17 protein-coding genes are annotated in these 26,713 nt (G+C 60.9%); 13 read left to right on the plus strand and 4 right to left on the minus strand.

The genetic code is table 11. The annotated features are described in order from the left end of the window. From HMPREF9452_RS10385 to HMPREF9452_RS10395, 3 genes are all read left to right on the plus strand, one after another. Positions 1-1,242 (plus strand): polysaccharide deacetylase family protein (locus HMPREF9452_RS10385; RefSeq protein ID WP_009142090.1); only part of this gene is annotated, 1,242 nt, incomplete at its 5' end. A gap of 932 nt (positions 1,243-2,174) precedes the next feature. Then, positions 2,175-4,028 carry a magnesium transporter gene (locus HMPREF9452_RS10390; protein ID WP_009142092.1) on the plus strand — a complete coding sequence of 618 codons (1,854 nt, stop codon included), beginning with the start codon at positions 2,175-2,177 and terminating at the stop codon, positions 4,026-4,028. Positions 4,029-4,089: 61 nt separating this feature from the next. Further along, positions 4,090-5,331: an Nramp family divalent metal transporter gene (locus HMPREF9452_RS10395; RefSeq protein WP_009142093.1), complete on the plus strand. Its 1,242-nt coding sequence runs from the start codon at positions 4,090-4,092 to the stop codon at positions 5,329-5,331. 590 nt (positions 5,332-5,921) lie between these two features. Here the strand turns inward: HMPREF9452_RS10395 and HMPREF9452_RS10400 are convergent. Continuing rightward, on the minus strand, positions 5,922-6,965 hold the full coding sequence (locus HMPREF9452_RS10400; protein WP_009142094.1) for an AraC family transcriptional regulator: 1,044 nt from the start codon (positions 6,963-6,965) through the stop codon (positions 5,922-5,924). A 372-nt stretch (positions 6,966-7,337) separates the two neighbouring features. Between HMPREF9452_RS10400 and HMPREF9452_RS11455 the strand changes: the two genes are divergently transcribed. From HMPREF9452_RS11455 to HMPREF9452_RS10415, 3 genes are all read left to right on the plus strand, one after another. Then, positions 7,338-8,390, plus strand: coding sequence for a PTS transporter subunit EIIB (locus HMPREF9452_RS11455; RefSeq protein ID WP_009142095.1), 1,053 nt, complete (start codon positions 7,338-7,340; stop codon positions 8,388-8,390). 118 nt (positions 8,391-8,508) lie between these two features. Next, positions 8,509-10,344, plus strand: coding sequence for a beta-glucuronidase (uidA, locus tag HMPREF9452_RS10410; RefSeq protein WP_009142096.1), 1,836 nt, complete (start codon positions 8,509-8,511; stop codon positions 10,342-10,344). 117 nt (positions 10,345-10,461) lie between these two features. After that, positions 10,462-11,868: a glycoside hydrolase family 1 protein gene (locus HMPREF9452_RS10415; protein WP_009142097.1), complete on the plus strand. Its 1,407-nt coding sequence runs from the start codon at positions 10,462-10,464 to the stop codon at positions 11,866-11,868. Positions 11,869-12,322: 454 nt separating this feature from the next. Here HMPREF9452_RS10415 and HMPREF9452_RS10420 read toward each other — a convergent pair whose 3' ends face one another. Then, entirely contained in the window at positions 12,323-13,000 is a 678-nt protein-coding gene (locus HMPREF9452_RS10420) for a GntR family transcriptional regulator (RefSeq protein ID WP_040363015.1), read from the minus strand. Positions 13,001-13,324: 324 nt separating this feature from the next. Here HMPREF9452_RS10420 and HMPREF9452_RS10425 point away from each other — a divergent pair, with 324 nt between their 5' ends. The 6 genes from HMPREF9452_RS10425 (at position 13,325) to HMPREF9452_RS10450 (ending at position 21,974) form a co-directional block, all read left to right on the plus strand. Next, positions 13,325-14,947: a mannitol dehydrogenase family protein gene (locus HMPREF9452_RS10425; RefSeq protein ID WP_009142100.1), complete on the plus strand. Its 1,623-nt coding sequence runs from the start codon at positions 13,325-13,327 to the stop codon at positions 14,945-14,947. Positions 14,948-15,054: 107 nt separating this feature from the next. After that, on the plus strand, positions 15,055-16,152 hold the full coding sequence (uxuA, locus tag HMPREF9452_RS10430) for a mannonate dehydratase (RefSeq protein WP_009142101.1): 1,098 nt from the start codon (positions 15,055-15,057) through the stop codon (positions 16,150-16,152). A 3-nt stretch (positions 16,153-16,155) separates the two neighbouring features. After that, on the plus strand, positions 16,156-17,574 hold the full coding sequence (uxaC, locus tag HMPREF9452_RS10435) for a glucuronate isomerase (protein WP_009142102.1): 1,419 nt from the start codon (positions 16,156-16,158) through the stop codon (positions 17,572-17,574). 215 nt (positions 17,575-17,789) lie between these two features. Beyond that, positions 17,790-18,860, plus strand: coding sequence for a tyrosine-type recombinase/integrase (locus HMPREF9452_RS10440; protein ID WP_009142103.1), 1,071 nt, complete (start codon positions 17,790-17,792; stop codon positions 18,858-18,860). A 588-nt stretch (positions 18,861-19,448) separates the two neighbouring features. After that, complete coding sequence (locus HMPREF9452_RS10445; RefSeq protein ID WP_009142104.1) at positions 19,449-19,805, plus strand: hypothetical protein; 357 nt, start codon at positions 19,449-19,451, stop codon at positions 19,803-19,805. 6 nt (positions 19,806-19,811) lie between these two features. After that, on the plus strand, positions 19,812-21,974 hold the full coding sequence (locus HMPREF9452_RS10450; RefSeq protein WP_009142105.1) for an S-layer homology domain-containing protein: 2,163 nt from the start codon (positions 19,812-19,814) through the stop codon (positions 21,972-21,974). An 874-nt stretch (positions 21,975-22,848) separates the two neighbouring features. On the opposite strand, the gene HMPREF9452_RS10455 is transcribed toward HMPREF9452_RS10450, so the two are convergent. Both HMPREF9452_RS10455 and HMPREF9452_RS10460 read right to left on the minus strand, forming a co-directional pair. After that, a complete protein-coding gene (locus tag HMPREF9452_RS10455) occupies positions 22,849-23,877 on the minus strand; it encodes an S-layer homology domain-containing protein (RefSeq protein ID WP_009142106.1) in 1,029 nt (342 codons plus the stop codon). 27 nt (positions 23,878-23,904) lie between these two features. Then, positions 23,905-25,290 carry a hypothetical protein gene (locus tag HMPREF9452_RS10460; protein ID WP_009142107.1) on the minus strand — a complete coding sequence of 462 codons (1,386 nt, stop codon included), beginning with the start codon at positions 25,288-25,290 and terminating at the stop codon, positions 23,905-23,907. A 206-nt stretch (positions 25,291-25,496) separates the two neighbouring features. Here HMPREF9452_RS10460 and HMPREF9452_RS10465 point away from each other — a divergent pair. Then, a partial coding sequence (locus tag HMPREF9452_RS10465) for a Fic family protein (RefSeq protein ID WP_009142108.1) occupies positions 25,497-26,713 on the plus strand: 1,217 nt, incomplete at its 3' end.

The raw sequence follows: 26,713 nt of genomic DNA on the forward strand, positions 1-26,713 counted from the left end.
GCCAATGCTGCTGGTGCGGCGTCGGGCCACGCGGCGGGGGAGGGCGCGGTATCCGGCAAGACCGCCATAATCGCTGCGGTCCTTGGCCTCGCCATGCTGGGCGTGGCTCTTTTTAGCTGCTATTGGACTATGCTTCGCCCGCTTAACGTACAGGTGAACGGCAAGGACGTGCAGGTGCGCGTGGGAACCTCCGCGGCGGAGTTTATTCGCAACAACGATTACTTTGGCGCCAAGGCCGGCCGCAAGCTGTCTATAGGCGGCAACGTGATTTCCGAGGACGGCGGCACGCGCTATTCGGTCGCGCTGGACGGCAACCAAAAAACGCCCCAGGACATGGAGGGCGTCAACGTGGTGGACGGCTCCAGCTTCGTGGTGTCGGACGGCACGGACGTAACGGAGGGCTCCACGGAGAAGACCGTGCCCCTGGCTCCGGCGGTGCAGATGGAGTCCGGCGGCGCGGTCCAGTTTGTCTCGCAATGGGGGCGCGCCGGCAAAAAGGTTGTGACCGTGGGCGATGAGTCGGGCGAGGAGGTGGACAAGGAAGTTGTGGATCCCGCCCAGGACATGGTGATCGCATCGCGCAACGTCAAGCCGGCGGGCGGCAAGTACATCGCCCTTACCTTTGACGATGGCCCTAGCGGCTACACGCCGGACATCTTGAAGATCCTCAAAGACAAGGGCGTCAAGGCGACCTTCTATAACCTGGGTTCGCAAGAGGCCAACTACGGCAAGTACGCAAAGCAGCTGGTCGAGGATGGACATGAGCTGGCAAGCCATACCAATGCGCACCAGTACCTGCCCAACCTTGATGCAAATGCGCTGCGGGCAGAGATTTCCTCCGCGGCGGATGCGCTGGAGAGTGCGGCGGGGGTGCGTCCCCAGATGATCCGCGCTCCGTACGGCGCATTCACATCGACGGAGTGGGGCCGTGCGGGCGACATCATCAGCTGCAACGTCTTGTGGAACATCGATACGCTGGACTGGAAGCGCCCAGGCGCGGACGCCATCAAGGCCGCGGTGCTCAACAACGCCTTTAACGGCGCCATTGTCCTCATGCATGACGGCGGCGGAAACCGACAGCAAGACGTTGAGGCCCTTCCCGGCATCATCGATGGTCTTAAGGCCGCAGGCTATGAGTTGGTTACCGTGAGCGAGTTGCTAAGCCATGATGAACAGTTCCCCAAAGAGGTGGTCGAAGGCACCGTGACCATGCCAAAGGACGCGCAGCTGCCGCAGGTGTAGCGTAAAACCCCTTTGGCCAAGGAGCGGGAAAGTCGAAGGGAAGTTCGGCAAAAGAGAGTCGTTAGTACCGGCCGTTGACAAGTTGCGTCAACGGCCGGTACTTGTTTTTGCCTTTCTGAGCTCCTGCTGCTTCGCGTCTGCCTGCTCGATGCCGTTTCACAGCTTGGGGAGGAAGCATGCCGGTAGTTGCGGGGCTTGAGAAGCTCAAAGAAGACGCGGTATGCAACTGCCTCTTCAATTACCTGCGAAAACGCAGAGGGTTATCCACGCAATTTGAGAGGTCAAAAACCGTCCCCGCTTGAGGTGGTCAATGGGGGCCACGAGGCGGGTAAAGCACGGCCTTATAAGGGTCCTTAGGCAACGAACTTGGAGTTTCAAAGTGGAGCAATTGTCCTGAAGGGGTGCGAAAGCCCGTTGGAGAAACGCTCCATGCCAAAGATTGCACATCAGCTGTCGCCGAACAGGGATTAATCGGTGCTCCAGCCACCGTCATTTCCGGGTGCATAAAATCAAGACGCCCGCCTCGTGGCACTCATTGACCATCCCAAACGGGAGCGCCTTTACAAGCGCCTCGATGGCGCGGCAAAACCCCACCGTCGCGGCGAAGTTCGGCACAAGAAGCCGCTCCACCGCGTATCGAAAGTGTCAGCAAGCTGTCATGACTGTATAAATAATCAGCCTTCCCGCTAAAGGGGATGCTATAGTAAGGGGCGGTTGCGGACATTTGTGCTGCAGCCGTCTTTTTTGTTACTGATGCGCCGTCCGGGCAACCCGCGCAAGCGCATGTATCTGCACACAGGGTCAAGAGAAAGGCCAATGGTGAAATCCAAACCCCGACCACACAGTAGCTGCTGACCCTGGGTGCGTCCTTTGCCGTCGCTCCGGGGTCGCGTGCCCCTATACATATAAGAGCGAGTGAGCGAAGGAGCAGTATGAACTATCTGTCCGAGATGCTCGGCATTCCCGTTATCGATTCGACTGGCGAGAAGATCGGTGTTGTAAATGATATGGGCATCGCCACCGGCGAGGTCTTTCCGCACGTCACGTCCCTGGCGTTCCAGGGCCCGGGCAAAACGCCCTTCATGATCAGCTGGCGCAAGTACGTCGAGAGCGTCGATAACGACGCGGTGCGCCTGGCTGTTCCCGCCACGGACATCCGTTTTTCCTACCTTCAGCCGGACGAGGTCCTGCTGGCACGCGACATCCTCAACAAGCAGATCGTCGATACGCAGGGCCTCAAGGTTGTGCGCGTAAACGACATCAAGCTTTCAAGCTCGGGCGAGAACCAGCTGCGCTTGCTGGGCGCGGACGTGGGCGCCCGCGGTCTGCTTCGCGCCGTGCACCCCATGGTCGAGCGTGCCGCTGCCGCAGTGTGCAAGGCGGTAGGCAAGCCCCTGGCTGAGGACATCATCGCATGGTCCTACATGGACCTGCTCGAGCGCTCCACCCAGCAGATCAAGCTCTCCGTATCGCACAAGACGCTGGGCGAGCTTCACCCGGCGGACATCGCGGACATCATCGAGCAGCTGGATCCGCGCCTGCGCAGCCAGGTCTTCGCGCAACTGGATACCGCTCAGGCGGCCGAGGCCATCACCGAGCTGGACGACGACGAGCTCATGACCGAGATGCTCGAGGGCCTGTCCGACCGCGACGCATCTTCCATGCTCGCCATGATGGACCCGGACGACGCCGCCGCCCTTATCGAGGAGCTCGATTACGAGAAGGCCGAGAAGCTCCTGCGCCTCATGGGCGTCAAGGAGGAGAAGGCGATCCGCAAGCTGCTGGGCTTCGAAGAGGACACCGCTGGCCGCATCATGACCTCGGAGTTCGTCGCCCTGCCCTCCACGGCTACCGTGGGAGACGCCATCGATGCGATTCGCAAGCTGGACGAGGATTTCGAGAGCGTCTACTACGTCTACACCACCGACCCCGCGGGAGTGCTCACCGGCGTGTTGTCGCTGCGCACCCTTATTGTCGCTGAGCACGATACCCGCCTGCGCGACCTTGCCTACAAGGACGTGGTCTGGGTCGCCCCGGATCTGGACCAGGAACAGGTTACCCAGGAGATGACCAAGTACGACCTGGTGGCCATCCCCGTTTGCGATGAGAACCGCCACATCCTGGGCATCGTTACCTTTGACGACGCCATGGACGTTATCGCTGAGGAGCACCAGGAGGACCTGCAGATCGCCGGCCTCAGCTCGGGCGAGAGTGGTTCGGGCGAGTCGGTGCACACCTTCACCTGGTTCGCCCAGCGCCAGTACTGGATCGTGGTGTGGGCCATCGCAGCGTGCGCCATCGGCGCCATCGCGGTCGAGCCGCAAGGCACCGCGCAGGCCATCACCGCCCAGGGCCTGTCGACCCTTATGCCCATCGCCATCATGCCGGTGGTGCTGCTCGCGGCCATGCGCATGACCGCTTTTGTGAAGAACAGCTTCCTTGAGTACGACGAGCGCGAGGACGAGGCCAAGCCGTATCTGGGTTTCTTTATCAAGTCCACCTTCATCGGCGTTGTGCTGGCCGCCGTGGTCTACCTGTGCGGCGAGCTTATGGCCACCACCATCTTCGCCGCGGCTCAGCCCTGGGTGGTGCCCACCTTCTTGGCGTGCTTCCAAGGAGCGGCTGCCGTCATCGCGGCAACCTACGCGTCCGCGGTGATCTACTTCGCCGTGCTGGTGCGGGGCGAGGAGCGCGACAACGTCGCCTCGGGCACCTCGCTCACCTTCGCCGCCGTGCTGCTGGCGGCGCTGGCCTATACGGTGGTTGGCTCCATCCCGCTTCTGTAACGCCTCGTCGGTAGCTCTCAAGCAACGTATACCAAGCTGTAGTACCTAAGGGTTGTAAGGCATGCAACAAGAAACCAAGCAAAAACTCACTGTCGCCGCGGTGCTGGGAGCCATGGGCCCCGGTCTTCTGGCGGCGCTTTCCGGCAACGACGCCGGCGGCATCGCCACCTATTCCAGCGCCGGCGCCAGCTACGGATACGGCACCCTGTGGATGCTGCCCGTCATGGCGCTGCTGCTCATCGTGGTGCAGGAGACCGCCGCGCGCTGCGGCTGCGTTACGGGCAAGGGCTTCGCGTCGCTCATCCGTGAAAAGTACGGCGTTCGCAAGAGCGCCTTCGCCATGATGGCGCTGCTTATCGCCAACACCGCCGTCACCATCTCCGAGTTCGCGGGCATCGCGTCTGGCCTTGCGCTCTTTGGCGTGCCCAAGACCGTCTCCGTGCCGCTGGTGGCGCTGCTGGTGTGGATGCTCACCATGTCGGGTAGCTTCCGCCGTATCGAGAAGATCTTGCTGCTGGTCAGTTGCGTTTTTGTTACCTACATTGTCGCGGCGTTCTTGGCGGGCCCCAACTGGGGCGAGGTGGCCGTCGCCACGGTGACCCCGCATATCGCCAGCGACCCGCGCTACGTGTCGCTGCTGGTGGCGACCATCGGTACCACCATCGCTCCGTGGATGATCTTCTTGGCGCAAAACAACGTGGTCGATAAGAACATCAGGGAAGACGGCATTGTCCTGCAGCGCATCGACACCGCCACCGGCTCCATCATCGCCTGTGCCATCGCTTGGTTCATCATCGTCACCACCGGCGCCGTGCTGCACCCCGCCGGCATTGAGGTGGCAGACGCCGCGGACGCCGCCCTTGCGCTCGAGCCCATCGCCGGCGAGTTCTCCACCATCCTGTTCGCCTCCGGCTTGGTCGCCGCCAGCTTCCTGGCCGCCTGCGTGCTGCCGGGCGTCACCTCCAGCGCTATCTGCGAGGCGTTTGGCTGGGAGCGCGGCGCGGACCGCAACTGGGAGGAAGCCCCCATCTACCGCGGCCTCATCACGGCGATCATCGTGGCCTCCGCGCTGCTGGTCATCATGCCAGGCGTGGACCTGTTCCAGATCATGATGAGCGCACAGGTCATCAACGGCGTGTTGCTGCCAATCTTGCTGGTGTTTCTGGTCTTTATCGCCCAAGACAAGCACATCATGGGAAAGTATCGCAATGGACGAGTATGGAACGTCCTTACCTGGGGCACCATCATCCTCATCACCGTGCTCACTGCGGTGATGTTTGGCCTACAGGCCATGGGGTACTAGCGCTCTCGCCAGACCCATTGCCCGCGTACCCGCCGTATCGAGCTGCCTGGGACAAAAAGTGAGTTAGTGCGGGCCCTAGGTCAAATAGTCGCTTAGTGCGGATAATTTGGACCAAATATCGACTTAGTGCGGTCTTGGGGAGAAAAGAATAAGGCGCCTTATGTATAAGGCTATCATATCGCCCAGCTAAGAGGCTTGGGCGATACTGCTTAATGCATAGAGTCGCCGCCTCGAATGGTATCTATACCGCACTAACGCATTATTTGTCCTAACCTCCACACTAAGACGTTTTTTGACGCAGCGCCCCCTCCGCACTAAGGCATTATTTGGCATCGTACGTAGAACTCGCAGGGATGGGCTGCATGGAGCCGGCCGCCAATTGCAAGGGCCGTGCAATAATGAGCTTGAATTGCGTGTGAAGTAGTGTAAATTAGCGAGGTGATACGGCACGGCGCTCCCAAGTGATACCTTGCCTGGAAAGGGGTCTACGCTGCCCCTTTCTTAATAGTGGCGCATGGGGAGCCTGCTTGCAGCCGTCCATGGTCGCCTGCAGCCCCGGCGCCCAAAGCGGCGATAGGCGTGCTGATACTCTATATACAGCTTTCATCAAGCCGGGCATCCTCTGCAGCCTGTTTTTTATACGCGCTGGGTGACATGCCAACTGCGTTTTGAAACAGCCTGTAGAAATGTGTCATATTTTCGTAGCCTACCTGGCGCGCTACGCCGGTGACCGGCAGGGTTCCTTCAACCAGCAGGCGCTTTGCCATGTTGATACGTTGCTGCTGCACCAGCTGGTTAAAAGTGCTGCCCACTTCGCGCTTCAAAATGCGAGAAATGCTGTCGGGCGCAAGCGAAAAGACCTCGGCGGCATCTTTGAGCGTGCAGTCCTTGTATTCGTGTTCAATGTAGCGCAGCAGTTTGGGCACCATGGCGCCGTGCGGTTCGTAACTGCTGGTGACGTCGTCCTCGTGCACACAGGCTAGCTCGGCGGCTATAACGGCGAGCAGGCCGGCTATCATGTCCTCGTTGCGCGGTGACGGATCAAAGTGCTCGCAAAGAAACTCGTTCATAAACAACGGAAGCCGGCGACTCTTCTCAGAATGAAAAATCAGGTAGCCATCATGTGACGCGTCCTTGATCATGGATCGCACAATAAAGGACGTCAGGATGCTGTCTTCGCCCAGCAGGTTGATAAAGCCGCTCCTAAAGAGGTTGCGGTCGAACTGCATCACAATGAGGATATCGTCCTCACCCAATGGCATGGTGTTATGCAACGTCTGAAAGTCGACGATAATGACTTGCCCCTGTTGCAGGTCAACCACATTGCCGTTCACGTTTTTAACCGCGTGTCCGCTATAGACATAGGCGAGTTCCATGGCGGGCTGCCGGTGGATTTTGTTGGACCTAAAGCGCGAGTGCTTGCGAACCATCACGTGCGATCGTAGCGACCTGGTGTAGACGCTATGCCCCTCTTCAATACGTGGGCGAGTAAAGCCGCCGGGCGCGAGAAACGATCCATCGTCTTGCAAGGTGTAGTGGTATCCGCTTACGGATTCCGGGTCTAGGCCGCGGCGATAGAGCTCTTCGTGCTCGGTGATGGTGCGCAGGGCGGCGTCCAGTTCCTCGGGTGTCATGGCGCTCTCCTTTGTGGCCGCGGCCATAAGAGTGTCGGTTATCGATATAGATTGTAGCGCTTAACGTTATACCGTTTAAGCCTGCATCGTGACCGTTGGCAGAATTTGGCCATAATAATAAATGAAACGCACCGGTACTCATATTGAAGACCAATCAATCTACCTGCAGAAATAGTCACTTGTATTGTTGTGTAGGATTTGGTTACAAAACATGCGGTTTTGGCTACATACTTACAGAAATCGACAACGTAATCTAGCAGACAACGCACCCGCGGGTCCCGTTGCAACAAGGCGGGCCACAGTCAGCAAGCCGGCATGCTGATGCGCGATGCGGCGCTTCTATGTACTCGGATGTGCCCAGAGGGGGAATTCATGGCAAAGAAAGATTACGATGCTCTCGCTGCCAACGTCATCGACAAGGTCGGTGGTAAAGAGAACATCGCATCTGTCAGGCATTGCATTACGCGCCTGCGCTTTATTTTGAAAGATGAATCCATCGCAAAGGATGACGAAATCCGCGGCGTTCAGCACGTTATGGACGTGGTGAAAGGCGGTGGCGAGTATCAGGTGGTCATCGGTCCGGACGTGGGCGATGCCTATGATGCGGCCATCAAGATCCTGGGTCCGGAGTTCGCCGGCGGCGAAGCGAAAGTCGATGCGTCCGCCGAGGATAAGAAGGACGAGAAAAAGAGCTTCTCCTCTCGCTGCGCCGACCTTGTTTCCAGTATCTTCATGCCCGTCATCGGCGGCATGTGCGGCGTTGGCTTGCTCAAGGTCTTCTTAATCCTCTTCACCAACCTTGGCATTCTGTCTACTGAGAGCGGCGTCTATACCATCATGTCTGCCTTCGCCGACGCATTCCTGTTTGTCTACGAGCTCCAGCCCATGGTCGCATCCGTCATCTACGGTGCGTTCTACCCGCTGCTGATCATCTTCGGCGCCCACTGGGCCCTCATGCCCATCATGATGAACAACTTCGCTGTTCTGGGCTACGACTGGCTTACCCCGCTGTCTTTTGGCTGCACCTACGCCATCGCTGGTGCTTGCTTCGCCGTCTTTCTCAAGACCAAGAACAAGCATCTCAAGGAGATGGCCGGTCCCAATACCGCCATCGCCGTCGTTGGCGGCGTGACCGAGCCCGCCATCTACGGTGTTGTCCTCAAGTACAAGAAGCCGTTTATTTGCGCTTGCATCGGCTCCGGCGTGGGTTCCGCCTTCATCGCTACCGCGGGTTTCCAGCGCATCGCCATGGTTGGCTTCAACCTCTTCTCTATCCCCGCGTTCATGACGTTCCCCGGCGGTTGGTGCATTCCTTGGGTTGTTATTAGCTCCTTCGTCGTGGCTTTTGTCCTCACCTATATCTGGGGCTTCAAGGATTCCATGATTCCCGAGTCCGAGCGTGAGCCTCAGGCGCAGAACGCTTAATCCAATTATTTGGACGAGTCCGGCTTGAACTCGTCCACCGATAGCACGCTGCGGTGTCGTCACGATGCCGCAGCGCGTGCTATGTTCAATATCGAATCCCCGTTGTAAGGAGAGCTCCGTGCCTTTCGATTCCCTGTATCCCCGTATAACCAAGACCCGCCGCATCCAAAGCTTGGACGGCATGTGGGACTTCATGTTCGACCCGGCAAAGCAGGGTCAGGAGAACGGCTGGCACAGGGTCGCTCTTCCCCAGCCCGTGCAGATGCCCGTTCCTTCAAGTTTTGCGGACCTGTTCACGGATAAGATGAGCCGCGAGTTCTGTGGTGACATGTGGTATCAGACCATGGTCTTTGTGCCGGGCGAGTGGCGCGACGGCAACGTCGACGTTCGGTTTGACGCGGCCACGCACAGGGCGGAGGTCTATCTCAACGGTGAGTTTCTGGTTAGCCATGAGGGTGGTTTCACCCCGTTTTGCGCACATCTCAACAGCGCGGTCAAGTGGAACGACTGGAACGTGTTGTCCGTTAAGGTCAACAACGAACTCAGCATGCAGTCTCTGCCCCTGGGCATAACCAAGACCCTGCGCAACGGAACGCCCATCAACCTGCCGTACTTCGACTTCTTCAACTATTCCGGCCTGCAGCGTAGCGTCCGTATGCTGTATACGCCCGCTACGCGTATCGAAGACCTCATTGTCGTTACTAAAGAGGTTGAAGCCGATCGTGCTGTGCTCTCTTATAAGGTTGAAACCAACGCAGACGCCGCTGTGGACACCTGCGTTGAAGTTGTGGTGCTGGACGAGGATGGTTCCGAGGTCGCACGCGTCCAGGGCGCCTCGGGTGACATCGAGATCTCCAGCCCCCGTCTGTGGAACCTGCGCGACGCCTACCTGTATACCGTGAGCGCCCGCATTGTGGATGGCGATGAGATTGTGGACGAGTATTTCGATACCATTGGCATCCGCACGGTTAGCATCGAGGACCGCAAGATCAAGGTCAATGGTCGCCCCATCTACCTCAAGGGTTTTGGCCGCCACGAGGATTCGCCCATGCGCGGCCGCGGCTTCGATCCCGTTACCGCCAAGCGCGATTTCGAGATTATGAAATGGATGGGCTGCAACTCCTTTAGGACCAGCCACTATCCGTACGCGGAGGAGGAGCTCTACCTGGCGGACCGCGAGGGTTTCTTTGTCATCGACGAGGTCGCCGCCGTGGGTATGCTAATCTCTACCACCAACTATGAGGCGGCGACGCAGAAGGCGGAGAAGGTCACGCTGTTTGACGCGCCAGATATCGCCGGGCCCATGCTCAAGACGCACCTTAAGGCCATCGACGAACTAGTCGCTCGCGACAAGAATCATGCCAGCGTCTGCGCTTGGAGCCTGTTCAACGAGCCCGACTTTTCAAGCAAGAACGCCGTTCCTTACGCCACGGAGATCTTTGAGCACACCCATGAGATAGACCCTCAGAATCGTCCGTGCTCCTACTCCAACGTCACCCGATGCCGCGCGGGAATCGATGTATGCACCCATCTCGCTGACTTCATGATGCTCAACCGCTACGACGGCTGGTACGTGTCTCCCGGTCCGGAGATCTCCGATGCTTATGAAATCCTGATTGAGGAGTTGCACAAGTGGGAAACCCTTGAGCCCAACAAGCCCTTTGTGTTCACCGAGTACGGTTGCGATACGGTCTCGGGTGTCCATAAGCTGCCCAGCGTCATGTGGAGCGAGGATTACCAGCGAGAGTATTTCGAGCTGCAGCATAAGATTTTCGACCAGTTTGACTGGATCGTCGGCGAGCAGCCCTGGAACCTGTGTGATTTCCAGACGGTCGAGGGTCGCGGGCGCGTGGATGGTAACAAGAAGGGTGCCTTTACGCGCGACCGTCAGCCCAAGGCGGTTGCCTATGTGCTGCGCGATCGCTGGCTCTCCATTCCGGATTACACCGACTAACCTCAGGCAAAGAATAGCTTGCCCCCGTTGCTGCTCACGGCTGCGGGGGCGTTTAGATGGCGCGCCCGTCTCGCTGATGGCACCGCGTCGTATTCTCACGCATTCAAGGAGTATCCCATGTCTTTCCCTAAGAACTTCCTGTGGGGCGGCGCTACCGCTGCCAACCAGTGCGAGGGTGCCTATTGCACCGACGGTAAGGGCCTCAGCACCGCCGACGTCATGACCGGCGGCAACAAGGACACCCCGCGTCGAATCACTAACGGCGTGGAAGAGGGTCAGTACTATCCCAGCCATGTGGCCATCGACCACTATCATCATTTCAAAGAGGACATCGCCCTGTTTGCAGAGATGGGCTTTAAGTGCTATCGCATGTCCATCAACTGGAGCCGCATCTTCCCCAACGGTGATGACGAGCAGCCCAATGAGGCGGGCCTTGCCCACTATGACGAGGTCTTTGACGAGCTCGCCAAGTACGGTATCGAGCCGCTGGTGACGCTGTCACACTACGAGACGCCGCTGGGCCTAAGAAAGTTCGGTAGCTGGACCAACCGCAAGGCCGTCGATTGCTTTGTGCGCTATGCAGAGACGGTCTTTACGCGCTACAAGGGCAAGGTGCGTTACTGGCTTACCTTTAACGAAATCAACTGTCTGTCCATGATGCCGTGGATGGCGGCGGGATTGGACAACAACGCTGGCCCGCAAGAGGTTTCCGATGCCGCTTACCACCAGTTTTTGGCCAGCGCTCGCGCCGTGCAGATCGCCCATGAAATCGACCCGCAAAACAAGGTGGGCATGATGTACGGCGGCATAATGAGCTATCCCTACAGCTGCGACCCCGCGGATGTTGCTGCCAACGACGAGTTCATGCACCGAATGTATTTCTACACCGACGTCATGTGCCGTGGCTACTATCCATCCTACAAGCTTCGTGAGATGGAGCGCACTGGCATCACATTGCCGGTGCAGCCCGGCGACCAAGAGATCCTCCGCGTCGGCAAGGTGGACTTTCTCTCGTTCAGCTACTACATGTCGCTGGTTTGCGGCAAGAAGACGGCGGCGAAAGCGTCCGAGACCGCTATCAGCATCGACACCGGTTACGTTAACCCCTACCTGCAGCAGACCGAGTGGGGCTGGCCTATCGACCCGGCGGGACTGCGCCATTTGCTCAACCTGTTCTACGACCGCTATCAGATACCGCTGATGGTGGTCGAGAACGGTATGGGCACCTATGACACCGTTGGGGCGGACGGCGCTATCCACGACGAAGCACGTATCGACTATCTGCGCGAGCACATCCTTGCGATGAAGAAAGCTGTGGAGATCGACGGCGTTGACCTTATGGGCTATACCCCGTGGGGCTGCATTGACTTGGTATCCGCTAGCACGGGCGAGATGAAGAAGCGCTACGGGTTCATCTACGTCGATGTTGACGATGAGGGGAACGGCACCTTTGAACGCAAGCGCAAGGCAAGCTTCGATTGGTATAAGAAGGTCATCGCAACCAACGGAGAGGATCTGGACTAGCGCGCCACCCTTTGCAGCGCCGGACTCGGCGGCGTTTCGATTCTAGCTCGCGATGGCAATACGGAGCGGAGACGGGGCTAGCATATAAAAGCCCCGTCCCGCGCTGGGCGCGTCTGCTATTTTCGTCCTCCAGTTGGAGCTGGGGTCCGCTGAAATCGACCTCCGTTTCGACCGGATTGCTGAAATCGACTTCCAGTTGGAGTTGTGCCGCAGGCCCGCATAATGCCGCGATCCCTCTACCTGCGCTTTTCCCAAAGGCCGCCCGCTCTCCGCCGGGGCCAAGCCCAACTGGAGGTCGATTTCAGTATCGCCAAGTCCAACTGAAGGCCGAAAATAGCGTCCAACACCAACTGGACCGCGATTTCAGCACGGGAGGCGCGCTCCGCCGCGAGTCCCATGTCCCACCCTGTGCCCCGCCGCGGCCCTGTCCCTGCTGCGGTCTCACCGCGCATCCTTACGCGAAGCACTCCGGAAAAGCCGCCAGCACGCTGTCCTGCTCAGCGCTCATAAGGTGTAGGTGCGCCACGGTGAGGTAGCCGACCTCGTCCGTGTCGCCGGAGGCGATGGCGCGGTACAGCGCGGCGTGCTGGTTCATGATCGCGCTCCAATCAAGGTTCTCTACCTGGGTGCGCAGCCAGCGAAAGCGCTGCAGATCGGCGTTGCAGGAGTCGATCCATCGCCAGATCTCGGTGCGGCCGGCGATATTGAACAGGGCCTTGTGGAACGTGTTGTCCAGGGTGAAGAAGGAGCGCGAGTCGTGGTCGCGCACGGCCAGCGCCTGCTCGTCAAGGAGCGCTTCCAGCACGTCGCGCCCGGCTTGGTCAATGCGCGCGCAGCATTCCACGGCAACGCTGCGCTCAAGGTGCTCGCGCACGTAGCGGGCGTTTTCGGCGGTCTGCAGGTCGATCTTCGAGACGTAGGTGCCAGATTGAGGAACAGTGAAGACCAGGCCCTCCTGTCCCAGGCGCACCAGGGCCTCGCGCACCGGGGTGCGCCCCAGGCCAAGCGTCTCCTCCAATAGCCGGGCGGAGAGCTTCTGTCCGGGGGCCAGCTTGCAGAAGATGATGTCCTCGCGGATCTTGTCGTAGGCAACCGCCTGAAAGCTGCTGCCGTCGTGCTTAAGGTCTGCCACAATCGCTCTTTCGACGGGGTTTGCCGGGGTGGGCGGGGCCATCCCGGCATGATAATGATGCTATAACGCACATTCTAGCAGGTAGAAAATGCTTTCTACCTGCGTATCCAACAGTTCAGTGCATCTCTACAACTCATATACCAGATATCAAAATAGCGCGGTGAAACGGCAAAAGACACCCTACGGAGAGCCGCAAAACGTGCAGGTTTAATGTGTATCTTGCGCATGGCAGGCAAGCTAATATATTAGTTAATACAAAAAAGCGAACTCAGCGTAAGCGCGGGCCTCGCGCGGGACATCGGCATCGGGACGATAGGAGAAGCAATGGTATCACTCAAGCATTGGCAAGATAGCGCGCAGCAGCTGGCGGCCATGGGCGTGCGCCTGCCCCAGGCAAACGTGGAGGCAACGCGCCGGGCCGGCATCGAGCAGCCCCGCTGGATCCACTTTGGCGGCGGCAACCTGTACCGCGCCTTTCATGCGCAGGTGGCGCAAGACGTCATCGATGCGGGCGGCATGGACCGCGGCGTGGTGGTGGTCGAGACCTTTCAGCCCTTTACCGTGGACCAGGTCTACCGCCCCTACAACTGCGATATCTTGCAGGTGATTATGGACGAGGACGGTACCCTTGACCAGCGCATCCTCTCTTGTACCGCCGGCGCCCTGTTTGGCAATCCCCAGCGCGCGGAAGACTATCAGCAGCTCGTGCGCTACTTTGAGAGCCCGGAGCTGCAGATGGCCACCTTCACCATCACTGAGAAGGGATACGCCCTGCGCAACGCCGCGGGCGAGCTCTTCCCCTACGTGGCTAAGGAGATCGCGGACGGCCCCGCGGGCGCTGCGAGCACCATGGGCATCGTCGCGGCGCTGCTGCTGGCGCGCTATACCGCCGGCGCCGCTCCCATCGCACTGGTGTCCACGGACAACTTCTCCCAAAACGGCCGTCGCTTCCGCGACGCCGTGCTCACGGTCGCCCAAGGTTGGCTGGCTGCGGGTAAGGTGCAGCAGGGCTACGTCGACTACCTTATGGACAAGGACCGCGTGAGCTTCCCCTGGTCCATGATCGACCGCATCACCCCAAACCCCGCCCCCGCGACGGAAGAGGCCCTCAAGGCGCAGGGTTGGGATGACCTTCAGCTCATCCCTACGGGTAGCGGCGTGAGCTTCGCCGGCTTCGCCAATACGGAGCGCACCTGCTACCTGGTGGTGGAGGACAGCTTCCCCAACGGCCGCCCCAAGCTGGAGGCCGGGGGCGTCATCCTCACCGATCGCGAGACCGTGGACCGCGCGGACACCATGAAGGTCACCGCGTGCCTCAACCCGCTGCACACCGCCCTGGCGGTCTTCGGCTGCCTGCTGGGCTACACCAAGATCGCGGACGAGATGGCCAACCCGCATCTTCGCCGCCTGGTGGAGCGCCTCGGCTATGACGAGGGCATGCCCGTGGTCGTCAGCCCCGGCGTTATCGAGCCCAAGGACTTCATCGACACGCTCATCACCCATCGCCTGCCCAACCCGGCGCTGCCGGACGCCCCGCAGCGCATCGCGCAGGACACCTCGCAAAAGATGCCCATCCGCTACGGCCACACCATCAACGCGTACGCGGCGGCGGGCCTCGACGCCGGCAAGCTCGAGTGCATCCCGCTGGTAATCGCCGGCTGGCTGCGCTATCTGCTGGCCGTGGACGATGAGGGCGCCGCGTTCACCCCCAGCCCGGACCCCATGCTCGACCAGCTGCAGGACCTGCTCGCTCAGGGCGGCGTCGCGCTCGGCGTCACGGACGCCGCTGCCGTGCATGCCGCGGTAGAGCCCATCCTCTCCAACGCGGAGATCTTCGACTGCGACCTGTACCAGGCGGGCCTGGGCGAAAAGATCGAGCAATATTTCTGCGAGCTCAACGCCGGCCCCGGCGCCGTCGCCCGCGTGCTCGCGGAACGCATGGCATAAGCTCGGCGGCCTCAAACCACGCCCGTCCCGCGCGCGGTCCCCAGAGATCCGCGCGCCCGCCATATACCCGCGCGGCCATCGGCCGCCAAAAGACAAGGAGCCCCAACATGGAACTCACCTTCCGCTGGTACGGACCCAATGAGGAAAAGATCACCCTGCAGCAGATCCGCCAGATCCCCGGCTGCTGCGGCATCGTGGGCACGCTGTTCGACATCCCCGCCGGCGAGGTCTGGCCGCGCGGGCGCATCCACCAGCTGCGCCAGATGGTCGAGGACGCGGGCCTCACCCTCAAGGTCATCGAGAGCGTCAACGTCTCGGATGACATCAAGATAGGCACGCCGCTTCGCGACCGGCACATAGAGGCGTACAAAGAGACCATCCGCAACCTGGCCGCGGAAGGCGTCGAGGTCATCTGCTACAACTTCATGCCCGTGTTCGACTGGGTCAAGAGCGACCTGGACTACAAGCTGCCGGACGGCTCGTCCACCCTGGCATTCGTCCGCAAGAACATCCCGGACGACCCGCAGCAGATCATCGACACCGTGGCCGACGGCTCGGCCGGGTTCACCCTGCCCGGCTGGGAGCCCGAGCGCCTGTCCCAGGTGCGTGCCCTGCTGGATGCCTACAAGGACGTGGACGAGGACAGGCTCCGCGAGAACCTGGTCTACTTCCTTAAGGCCATCATCCCCACCTGTGAGGAGTGCGGCGTCAAGATGGCCATCCATCCGGACGACCCGCCCTACTCCATGTTCGGCCTGCCGCGGATCATCAAGAACCGCGAGGACCTGGACTGGCTCTGCAACGCCGTGGACAGCCCCTGCAACGGCATCACCCTGTGCTGCGGATCCATCGCGGAGGAGCCTGGCAACGACATTTACTCCATCCTGGCCGAGTTCACCCGCCGCGGCCGCATCCACTTCGTCCACATGCGCAACATCAAGTACATCAGCCCGGAGGAGCCCGGCAACAAGGACTTCTACGAGGCCCCGCACCCCAGCGAGTGCGGCTCGCTCGACATGGTCGAGATGATGCGCGCCCTGCATGACAACGGCTTCACCGGCTACATGCGACCGGACCACGGCCGCATGATCTGGGGCGAGACGGGCCGCCCCGGTTACGGCCTGTACGACCGCGCGCTGGGCATCGCCTACATCAACGGCGTGTGGGAGGCCCTCGAGAAGGCCGGCTGCAAGGCGGGCGAATAACGCATGCTGCTAAACGACGACTTCCTGCTCACCAGCGAGTGGGGGCGAAGGCTCTACCACGGCTACGCGGAAGACATGCCCATCATCGACTACCACTGCCACCTGGTACCGCGGGAGATCTACCAGAACAAGGGTTACGAGAGCCTGGCGCAGGCGTGGCTGTACGACGGCGGCTTCGGCGACCATTACAAGTGGCGCCTCATGCGGGCGAACGGCACGCCGGAGGACGTGATACGCGGGGACGATGGCTACGCAAAGTTCCTGGCTTTCGTCGACGCCATCGAGCGCGCCATAGGCAACCCCATCTACGAGTGGAGCCATCTGGAGTTGCGCCGCTTCTTCAACATAGACCTTCGCATCTGCCACGCCAACGCGCGCGAGATTTGGGATAGGGCCAATGCCCAGCTAGCCACGCCGGACTTCCGTGCGCGCCGACTTATCCAGCGCAGCCGCGTGCACGCCCTGTGCACCACGGATGACCCGGCGAGCGACCTTGCCTATCACAAACTGTTGGCGGACCAGGAAGAGCAGAACGGTTTTGCGGTGCTGCCCACCTTTCGCCCGGACGGCCTCATGAACATAGACGCCCCCGGTTTTGCGGGCTACCTGCAAACGCTGGGGCAGGCGGCTGGCATCTCCATCACGGACTGGGCGAGCCTCAAGGCCGCGGCGGCGCAGCGCGTGGATTACTTCCACTCGGTAGGCGGCCGCATGGCGGACCATGGCGCCAACACGTTCTACTTCGCGCCGGCCGCAGACCAAGAGGTAGATGGCATCGTGGCCCGCGCCCTTGCCGGCGAGACGCCGGATGCCTCGCAGGCGCGCGCGTACCAAACGGCGCTCACCCTGGCGCTTATAGGCGAGTACGCCGCGCGCGGCTGGACCATGCAGATCCACGCTAACTGCTTCCGCAACGACTCCACGGTGAACTTCCGCGCTATCGGGCCGGATGCCGGCTTTGACTCCGTGGGCGACCAGCCCGGTATAGCCCGCGAGCTCAAGTGCCTGTTCGACGCCGCGCAGCAAACCGTGGGCCTGCCCCGCGTGATCCTGTACAGCCTCAACCCGAGCGACATGCTGCCGCTCGCCAGCCTCGCGGGCTCGTTCCAGGGCGATGGCCAGGTCCAGCGCTTTCAGCTGGGGTGCGCCTGGTGGTTCAACGATACCTACAACGGCATGCGCGACCAGCTCACCGTGTGCGCCAGCCAGGGCCTTTTGGGCAACTTCACCGGCATGCTCACGGATTCGCGCAGCTTCTTGTCATACCCCCGCCACGAGTACTTCCGTCGCGTGCTGTGCCAGGTGGTGGGGGAGTGGGTCGACCAGGGCCGCTTGCCGGAGGACGAGGAGTACCTGGGATCCATTATCCGGGACATCTGCCACAACAACGCGCGCGACCAGCTTGGCCTGCTGCGTGAATAACCTAAAACCAGTCAAGACAGCTTGCATCAAGGGGTGTCGCGTTCAGGCGCGGCACCCTTTTGCCTGCAACGGGTCGAATACGCCAGCGTGCAGGCCACCGTTGCGCTCCGGCATCGCCAAGTGAGATACCGGCCTACTCCTTCTTGGGCATCATGTACCTGTGAAAAATGTGCGCGCAGGGTGCACATTGCCGGAAACCACGCAAGGAGGGCGCCATGTTTGATGAAGCCGAACGCGCGATGCGGGCCGTACAAGAGATGGGCGAGGTGGACCGTGCCTGCCTTATGCATCCGCCCAGCGACACGGACCGCGTGCTGTATGAGGTGCTCACGGACGCGGTCGCGCTCTATCTGGTAAGGTGCCGCGGCGAACGCCGTCTAGACAAGAAGACCGTGAAGGCCTATAGCTGCGATATGGAGCAGTTCCTCATCTGGTTGGATGAGGGGACAAAGCCCTTTAACCGCCTATCCATGCGCGACTACATGGTCTACCTCAACGGCCTGCACGCTGCCAGCACGGTGCGCAGAAAGCTGGCCTCGCTGCGCGCATGGTCTACTTGGATGCGTCGCGAGGGCTTTATGAGCGCCAGCCCCTTCGATGATCTGGATATCAATATACGCCAGCCCCTGCTGCTGCCCCGCACCATAGGCCCGCGTGAGCTGCGTCGCATGTTAGAGCCGGATCTCACGGGGGCTCCGGCAACCACGTCCACCGGCGCGCTGTTAGGGCTGCGCGATCAAGCGGTGCTAGAGCTGCTGATTGCCACGGGCATACGCGTGTCAGAGCTCTGCGCGCTTAATATGGACAGCATCGACCTATCGGCCAGGCAGGTGCGAATCTTTGGCAAGGGTTCAAAAGAGCGAATCGTTATGCTGGGGTCTATCCATACCGTGGTAGCGCTCAGCGACTACCTTTCGGTGAGAAAGCCCTTGGCCGGCGTCAACATCAACTCAAAGGCGTGCCGGGCCCTCTTTCTCAATAGATCAAAAGAGCGTATATCAGACCAGGCGGTGCGCAAGATAATACTCAAGCGTGCGCGCGAGGTGGGGGTAGAGGCTCATATAACGCCCCATATGTTCCGTCACACGTTTGCAACAACGCTGCTAGAACAAGACGTAGACATTCGCTACATACAGCAGCTGCTAGGGCACAGCTCTGTTAAAACAACCGAGCGATATACGCATGTTTCCTCCGCCAAATTGCGCACCATTATGGAGCAGCATAATCCGCGAGATGTATTGAGCGGAGAAAACACCTTACAGCCGCCAACAGAAATGATCGCATAGCAACCAATTATGGGATCGTGCCAAGGGGCCGTACGCAAAGGCGTGCGGCCCTTATATACGTATGGACACATCATGTAGGGAACATCTGTGAGCAAGGGAAATAAGAGATGAAGGGGAGTAGGGAAGGGGACGAGAAGAACCGCAATGCAGTGCCAACCTGTGGCGTAAGCAGGGAAAAACCAACCTAAAACGTGAGGAATCAATACCTTTACGCCGTGCGTGCTAAAAGGGGTTGCAAAAAATTTAAAACATACCCACTTCACAGAAGTTAACTTGAAGCGTTATAGTATGAAGTCACTGGAAGCACCACAATATATATACAGCAGTACATAGTTCCAGCTATAAACCGCAAGCAGCGATTTACTCGGCCCGCAGGGCCTATTGTGAGTGCTAGATGTGAACAATCGTTACCACGTAAAAAGAAAATAGTAGACAAACATAATTTAGGTGTTAAGATTAATCACACCGGTGCGGCATCGTGCCTATTTTTTACGGCGATTATTTGGGAGTCGGCCCAGAGATCGAAGTAGAGAAACGCATGATGCTCGATAACTGGCGATTATCTGCTCCTTTGGAAGGAGAAGACGTATGACAGCTTGCGTCAACAAGAAGAGCAAGAGGGTAGCCGCGGTCGTCACCGCCTCCCTCGTGGGCGCGCTCTCCATCGGCGCCCCCGCGGTCGCGCTCGCGGATACCACCGTAGACATGCTCGTCGCCCCCGAGGAGAACGCGTTCTCCCGCGGCAAGGTCACCCTTACCGGTGCGACCGAGAGCGACGGCGTCTGGGAGGCCCAAGCCAACAAGGACGGCTCCGCCCTGGATATCAAGGCGACCAAGGTTCTGCCCCTCGGCGGCCGCGAGGTCAGCGTCAACAACGACGACTACAAGCTCTCCTTCGCCAAGGCCGACGGCACCGCGGTCGATTCCATCGTCGAGCCCGGCTAGTACATCGTGACCGTCGAGTGCCTCAACGGCCAGTACGCCGGCGGCAAGGCGACCGCCAAGCTCGCGGTCAAGGCCGCGACCCTCGATAAGGTCACCGCATGCGAGGACGTCGCAGCCGGCGACCTCACATTCGTCTACAGCGGCAAGAAGCTCAACGTCGAGTTCGCCGACCTCGGCGGCAACAAGCTCGACGAGGGCGAGGACTACACCATCAAGATCCTTAAGGAGGGCACCGACAACGTCCCCAGCGCGGCGTCCGTCGACGTCCTCGAGGCCGGCAACTACGTCGGCTATATGACCGGTATGGGCCAGTACGCCGGCGAGACCGCCGAGGTCCACTTCACCGTCAAGGCGTTCGACTTCGGAACCGCGAACGTTGTCGTTGACGACGTCATCGCTTCCGAGTCCGCCCCCAAGCATCCCACCAAGGTCACCAACGGCGTCGAGGGCGCGGCGGACTACGTCGAGCTCGACCCCAGCCTGGTCTCCCTCGAGTTCAACTACGCTGACAACTCCGATTCCCAGCTCTTCGACAAGCCCGGTGCATATAACTTTAAGGCTTCCGTCGACCCGCTCAACTCGAGCATATCCGGCGCCGATTCCAAGTTCGTCAACGTGAACAAGGTCGCCGCCTACGCCGACTTCAAGTACGGCGACGCCGCGCTCGAGGACACCTACTCCGTCAACCTGGACAAGGGCCAGTCCTTCGACCTCGATAAGGTCAAGGCCTACAACGGCAAGGACGAGGCCAAGGGCGTCACCGTCTCCGCTGTCCGCGGCGGCACCGTCGTCAAGTCGGGTGAGCTGACCGAGGGCACCTGGACCGTAACCGTCTCCGTCGACCCCTCGGCCAACGAGTACGCCGTGGGCGGCTCCAAGACCTTCACCGTCAAGGTTGTCCTCGCCTCCGTCGACGCCGACGCCAACGTCTTCGTCTACTACAAGAACGAGGCCGTGACCTCCGTCGAGAAGACCTACGATAACAAGGCCATCGTTAAGAGCGACTTTGTGGTCAAGGCATTCAAGGACGACAACACCGACGTCTCCAGCAAGGTCTCCTTCAACATCTACGATGAGTCCGGCAAGAAGGTCGATAAGATCGTGGACGCCGGCACCTACACCCTCAAGATCGAGACCGATGAGCTCGAGCTTAGCGGCACCACCGAGATCGCCATCACCGTCGACAAGGTCGACCTCTCCAAGCTGTACGTTATGCAGGCCGAGAAGTGGCCGGAGCACAAGGACGGCGTTTCCTACGTCGCGAAGACCAGTGCAAAGCTTGGCTTCGATAAGATCCTCGGCTACAACACCGGCGTCAAGGTCTCCGACGGTACCGACGGCGCTTCCGACGACGAGGGCATTGACGAGATCGGCCGCGACGTCGCCGGCAAGAACTTCACGCCCCAGTGCAAGGCCGAGCGTTTCGATGTCAAGAAGAAGGAGTGGGTCAAGGTCTCCTATCCCGATATCTTCACCGTCGAGGGCCAGTATCGCTTCACCCTGACCGGCACGTCCGATGACGCGAAGAACTTCACCTTCGCCAACGCCGACAACACCACGGTCGTCGAGGTTGTCTGCGTCGACGCCGGCAAGCTCGTCTTCAACGATGTCAAGCCCGGCGACTGGTTCTTCGACGTCGTCTTCGACGCCCAGGCCAACGGCTGGATGAACGGCTACGCCGACGGCGTCCTGTTCGGCGCCCACGACCAGATCACCCGCGGCCAGGTCGCCTGCGTCCTGTTCAACATGGCCGGCGAGGACATGAACGAGAACGACGGGTCCTACAACGAGATTCTTGGCTGGAAGTCCTTCGACGACGTGAACGGCAAGGCCTACTACGGCGAGGCCATCGCCTGGGCGAAGCAGGCCGGCGTAGTCAACGGCTACGGCGACGGTACCTTCGCCCCCGACGCCCCTGTCACCCGCGAGGAGCTCGCCTGCATGCTGGCCAACTACGCCAAGAAGGTCGACCAGGTCAACGTCTCCATCGAGGACGCAGACAAGGTCCTCTCCTCCATGTCCGACGGCTCCGCCGTCTCCGACTGGGCCAAGGGCTCCGTCGCCTGGGCGGTCGAGAACGGAATCATGGGCAACGCCGGCTTCGTGAACGCCTTCAACGACATCACGCGCGCCGAGACCGCTGCCATGGTCGTCAACTACAAGGCCTAACATCGGTTTTCCAACCGATCGCAACGTCCTCCCCTCCGGGGGAGGGCTTGCCGGAGGGTTCCTTGTTCGGAATCCCCCGGCAAGCCTTACGCACGTAAGCAAGCTGTCGCACAAGGCTCGATGCAGGAAGGGTCCCGAAAGGGGCCCTTCCTGCTATCTATCGAATTTGAAATCGAATATAACATCGAGAGTCCCGCTGAAATACACGGGGGTCCTCGGCGTTTTACCTTATCGAGCAACCGGGTAATCGAGACTAAGGAATTCGCTATATCGGCATAGCCATAGCTGCAAGCTCCGGTTTGGCTACTCCTTCGCGAAACGCGGTAACTCTTGCTTTGCGGCGCCATCGGAACGGGCGGCCCGCTCAGCAGCTGCAAATGGTATGGTTCAAACGTCCTCGCGAGTAAAGCTCGTTCCCCAGCGGAGAATGACAGACATAACGCGCGAGGCCCCCGCCGGATCGGCAGGGGCCTCGCGCGTTATATTCGGAATTGTTCGATTGCGGCGGAGTCTTCACGCTGCACTTTGCTTGGACCCGCTTTGCCAATAACCCAGCGTTCTATATGCCTGGCTGGCATCGGGCTTGGCGGCTGCCGGCAATCGATATCGAGATGTCGAGTGTAACGGTAAGTCGATCACAAACCCAATCGTTGCGCCGTAACCCCTGGATACGAAGGCTGCTCCGCCTTTCTGCGCGAAACACGAAGGGCCCCCGAACGAATCGGGGGCCCTTCGCGCATCGAGCCTTGTGCGACAGCTTGCATTTGCCTTAAGGCTTGCGGGGAGGCTCCTAAATTGGGAGCCCTCCCGCAAGCCCGCTCCCAGGAGGGAGCGGGCGCATGCTACCTATTGGACGGAAGCGTCAAGCGGGCGCTTAGAGCTTCTCGGGCTGGTAGTTGACGGCCATGGCCGCGACCTGGGCGCGGGTGATGTTGCCCGTGCCGTCGATGGCGGAGCCGTTGTTGCCCATGATGCCGTTGGCCTTGGCCCAGGCGGTGTAGTCCGTGGCGGAGCCCAGGACCGCGTCGGCGTCGACGGCGACGTAGTCGCCCTTCACCTTGGCGAAGTTAGCGAGCAGGCTCGCGAACTCCTCGCGGGTGATCTTGTCGTAGGGGCGGAACTGGCCGTTGGAGCCGTTGGCGACGCCCGCCGCCTTTGCCCAGGCGAGTGCCTTGGCGAAGTAGGCGTGGCCGTCGACGTCGCTGAAGCCGGTCACGTAGCCGGTGTCCTCGGTGAAGCCGAACTCGCCATCGGCGTTAAGCTTGCCGCCCGCCATGTTGAAAAGGACGCACACCGCGTCGGCGCGGGTGATGTCGGCGTTCGGGGAGAACAGGCCGGTGTTGCCGACGCCGTTGACGTAATTGTTCATCTTGGCGGTCTCGAGCGGGGAAGCGTACCATGCCGGGGGCTCGACGTCCAGGAAGGGCTTGTACTTCTGGACCATGAACGTGAACTCGGCGTCCTTGAGCTCGTAGTTCTTGGATGCCTTGTCGGTCAGGGCGATCTTCACCGTGTAGGTGCCGGCGTCCTTGGCCGCCTTGACGGCCTTGCCGTCGGAGTTCTTGATGGAGACGACGTTGTACATGTCGGAGGCGAGCTCGGCGTAGACGACCTTGCCGTCCTCCTTCTTCACGGTGCCGTCGGCGTTGAGGACGGGGTACTGGACGGCCGGGGTGGCGACGTCCTCGCCGGTGTAGGCGACGGCGTCGTTGACGTAGGACGTCTCAGAACCGTTGTACAGGAAGTCCTTCAGGCCGTCGGTGGCGGTTGCGATCTTCGCCTTGTCGACGGTCAAAGTGAAGTCCTTTTCGCCGTCGAGCTTGAAGGTGAGGGGCTTCACGGTGACGGTGTAGGTGTCGTGGTCCACCGCCTCGGTGACGGTCTTCTTATCGGACTTGGTCACCTCGAGGGTGTAGTCCTTGCCCTCCTCTTAGGTCTTGCCGTCCTGCTTGATGACGACGGAGAGGCGCTTCAGCTGGTCGGTGCCGTCGTAGGTGACAGACTTGGAGTCGCCGGAGAGCTCGCCGTCGAAGTAGAAGGCGAGACCCTTGTTCGACTCGACCTCGGCGCCCTGGACCTCGACGGAGATCTTCTTGGTGCCGCCGGTCCACTTGCCGGTAGCGAAGTCCTGGACAGGCTTGATGCGTGCGGTGACCTCGTAGCTGCCGGCGTTGGCGAGAGCGGAGGCGTCGACGGCCTTCTTGTTCACCGTGTCGTAGTAGGTGACCTCGATGTCGTCGCCCTTGTAGACGGTCCCGTTGGATCCCTTGAGGGCCAGCTTGGAGGCATCGAAGCTCTCGCCGTCGACCAGGGCGAAGGTGAGGCTATCGACTTCCTTGCTGCCGTACATGAACTTACCGTTCAGCATGACATCCGTGTTGAGGGCGGAGGACTTCACGACGGCGGAGCCGATGACGTTCGCATCGTCGCCTTTCGCATCAGAGACGGTGAACTCGTAGGCGCCGGCGCCGGAATTGATGACGGCGGTGCCGTTGGGGGCTGAGACCTCGGTGATGGCCAGATCGGTGGCGGCGTCGGTCATCTTCTCTCCGTTGGCGAGGAGGGCGGCCAGAACGGCTTTGTCGTCAGCGAAAGCGCCGAGCTTATCCTCGAGCACGAGAGAAGCTTTGGAGAGGTCGAGCGGGGAGACGGCAAACTTCACGTTGTAAGACGTGTTTCCAAGCTTGAAGCTGGCGATGTAGTTGCCTGCGTTCTTAACCACGGACTGAGTCTCACCCTTGGAATTTGTGAAGGTGACATTGGCGCCCTTGAGATCTAGGTCGTATCCCTCAGAATCGACGAAGCTGATGCTCTTGGACTGATCAGCGCCATTGTAGACGATGGAGCCCCTGACCTGAACGCCCTCGAGCGCAGACTCGGCAACGACCTTGAAGGAGTAGAAATCGGACGCCTGGCCGTCGACGGTAACCTTCACATAGAAAGCGCCCAGGTGGGTGCTCTCAGCAAAGTAGGCGTCGGGGTTGGCGATGACGCTGGACTTATCGCTCTTGTAGTAGGTGAGGGTCGCACCGGTGACGTCGGTCGTCGCAAAGTCGTTCGCGACCTCGGTGGGGACCAGGTACTTGCCGGAACCGGCGAGGAACGCCTGCTTGGAGAGGTCTCCGCCCAGGACGTTGCCCTTGCCGTCGGTGGCGGCGGTGACCTTCGCGCCGCTAGCCCAGTTGACCGCGAGGGTCTCGATGTTAGCGTTCGCGGCGAGCGCGACCGCGGGGGCGCCGATGGAGAGCGCGCCCACGAGGGAGGCGGTGACGACCGCGGCTACCCTCTTGCTCTTCTTGTTGACGCAAGCTGTCATACGTCTTCTCCTTCCAAAGGAACAGATAATCGCCAGGTAGGCGGGAAGGGGAAGAAGGGCGGGAGCCAGGCGTGGACTCCAGGGAAAGAGGGCTTTCCAGGAACTGGGAACCTTGCCGACCGCGAACATATCCGCAATGTTGTTATGCTAACCTTGCCGATATAAGACGGGACGGCAAGGTTTCAAGGATGCTATAGGGGGGCGCCATGGGGACGTACGAGAAGAGGTTCTGGGACTCGACCAACTACGGGCGGCCGAGCGGACCGTACTCGCCCTACACGCCCGACGAGCTATCGGGCTGGGAGTTCGAGTTCTCCGGCGAGACCGCGGGCGCCATCGCGCGGGCGACCGAGGCGCTGGTGCGGTTCCAGGAGCAGGGCGTGGTGCTCACCGACACCGAGCCGCTCGCGCGCCTGCTCATGCGCTCGGAGGCGGTTGCGTCCTCTCGCATAGAGGGCCTGTCCGTGAGCGCCAAGCGCCTCATGGAGCACGAGGCGCTGGCGGAGATGGGCGTGCGGGCCCGCCTGGACTCCACCGAGGCGGCGGTGCTCGCCAACATCCGCGCCATGCACGACCACGTCTTCTCGGTGGGCCCGGGCGACCCCGTGACGCTCGAGACGCTCCAGCGGGTAGACGCCGACCTCCTCAAAGGAGGGCCGCTCGAGGGGATGGGCGGCATCGTGAGGGCCGAGCAGAACTGGATAGGCGGCTCCGCCCTCGACCCCGTGGGCGCCGCCTACGTGCCGCCCGCGCCGGAGGACGTGCCGCGACTGCTCGACGACCTCGTCCGCTTCTGCAACTCATCCCCGCTGCCCGCGGTGGCAAAAGCCGCGATCGCCCACGCGCAGTTTGAGAGTATCCATCCCTTCGCGGACGGCAACGGCCGTACCGGCCGCGCGCTCGCGCTGATGGTACTGCGCTCCGGCAGCCTGGTGGGCGGGGCGGTACCCCCAATCTCGATGGCGGTGGCCTCGGACCGCGAGACGTACATCGAGGCGCTCACGTCGATGCGCTGCGAGGACGCAGGCGGGCTCAGACGCGCGCAGGACCGCTACGTGGCGTACTGGTGCGGCGCGTGCGTCGACGCGTGCGCGCTGGCGGCCTCGTTCGAGGAGCGCGTGGCGGAGCTCAGGGCGTCCTGGGAGGACAGGGTCCGCCCGCGCGCGGGATCGGCCGCCGAGCTGCTTCTCGCCGTGCTGCCCGGCACCCCCGTGGTGAGCATACAGTCCGCCGCACGCCTCACGGGCCGCAGCCGCGAGGCGGCCCGAAACGCCATCGCCGCGCTGGTGGAGGCCGGCGTTCTGGTGCAGAACGCGCGCAACCGCAAGAGCAACATATTCTGCGCGGACGAGGTCCTCGACATGTTCACGCTCTTCGAGCGCGCCGGCGTCACGCGCGGGCACGACACCGCGGCGGCCAGGCC

It is taken from the genome of Collinsella tanakaei YIT 12063 (assembly GCF_000225705.1).
In the GTDB taxonomy this organism is placed as follows: Bacteria; Actinomycetota; Coriobacteriia; order Coriobacteriales; family Coriobacteriaceae; genus Collinsella; species Collinsella tanakaei.

Coding starts and splice junctions, on each gene's coding strand:
- HMPREF9452_RS11455 (WP_009142095.1), top strand. CDS start 7,338: ATGGCAAAGAAAGATTACGATGCTCTCGCTGCCAACGTCATCGACAAG.
- HMPREF9452_RS10445 (WP_009142104.1), top strand. CDS start 19,449: ATGACAGCTTGCGTCAACAAGAAGAGCAAGAGGGTAGCCGCGGTCGTC.
- uxuA (WP_009142101.1), top strand. CDS start 15,055: ATGGAACTCACCTTCCGCTGGTACGGACCCAATGAGGAAAAGATCACC.
- HMPREF9452_RS10400 (WP_009142094.1), bottom strand. CDS start 6,965: ATGACACCCGAGGAACTGGACGCCGCCCTGCGCACCATCACCGAGCAC.
- HMPREF9452_RS10390 (WP_009142092.1), top strand. CDS start 2,175: ATGAACTATCTGTCCGAGATGCTCGGCATTCCCGTTATCGATTCGACT.
- uxaC (WP_009142102.1), top strand. CDS start 16,156: ATGCTGCTAAACGACGACTTCCTGCTCACCAGCGAGTGGGGGCGAAGG.
- HMPREF9452_RS10425 (WP_009142100.1), top strand. CDS start 13,325: ATGGTATCACTCAAGCATTGGCAAGATAGCGCGCAGCAGCTGGCGGCC.
- HMPREF9452_RS10460 (WP_009142107.1), bottom strand. CDS start 25,290: ATGACAGCTTGCGTCAACAAGAAGAGCAAGAGGGTAGCCGCGGTCGTC.
- HMPREF9452_RS10440 (WP_009142103.1), top strand. CDS start 17,790: ATGTTTGATGAAGCCGAACGCGCGATGCGGGCCGTACAAGAGATGGGC.
- HMPREF9452_RS10415 (WP_009142097.1), top strand. CDS start 10,462: ATGTCTTTCCCTAAGAACTTCCTGTGGGGCGGCGCTACCGCTGCCAAC.
- HMPREF9452_RS10395 (WP_009142093.1), top strand. CDS start 4,090: ATGCAACAAGAAACCAAGCAAAAACTCACTGTCGCCGCGGTGCTGGGA.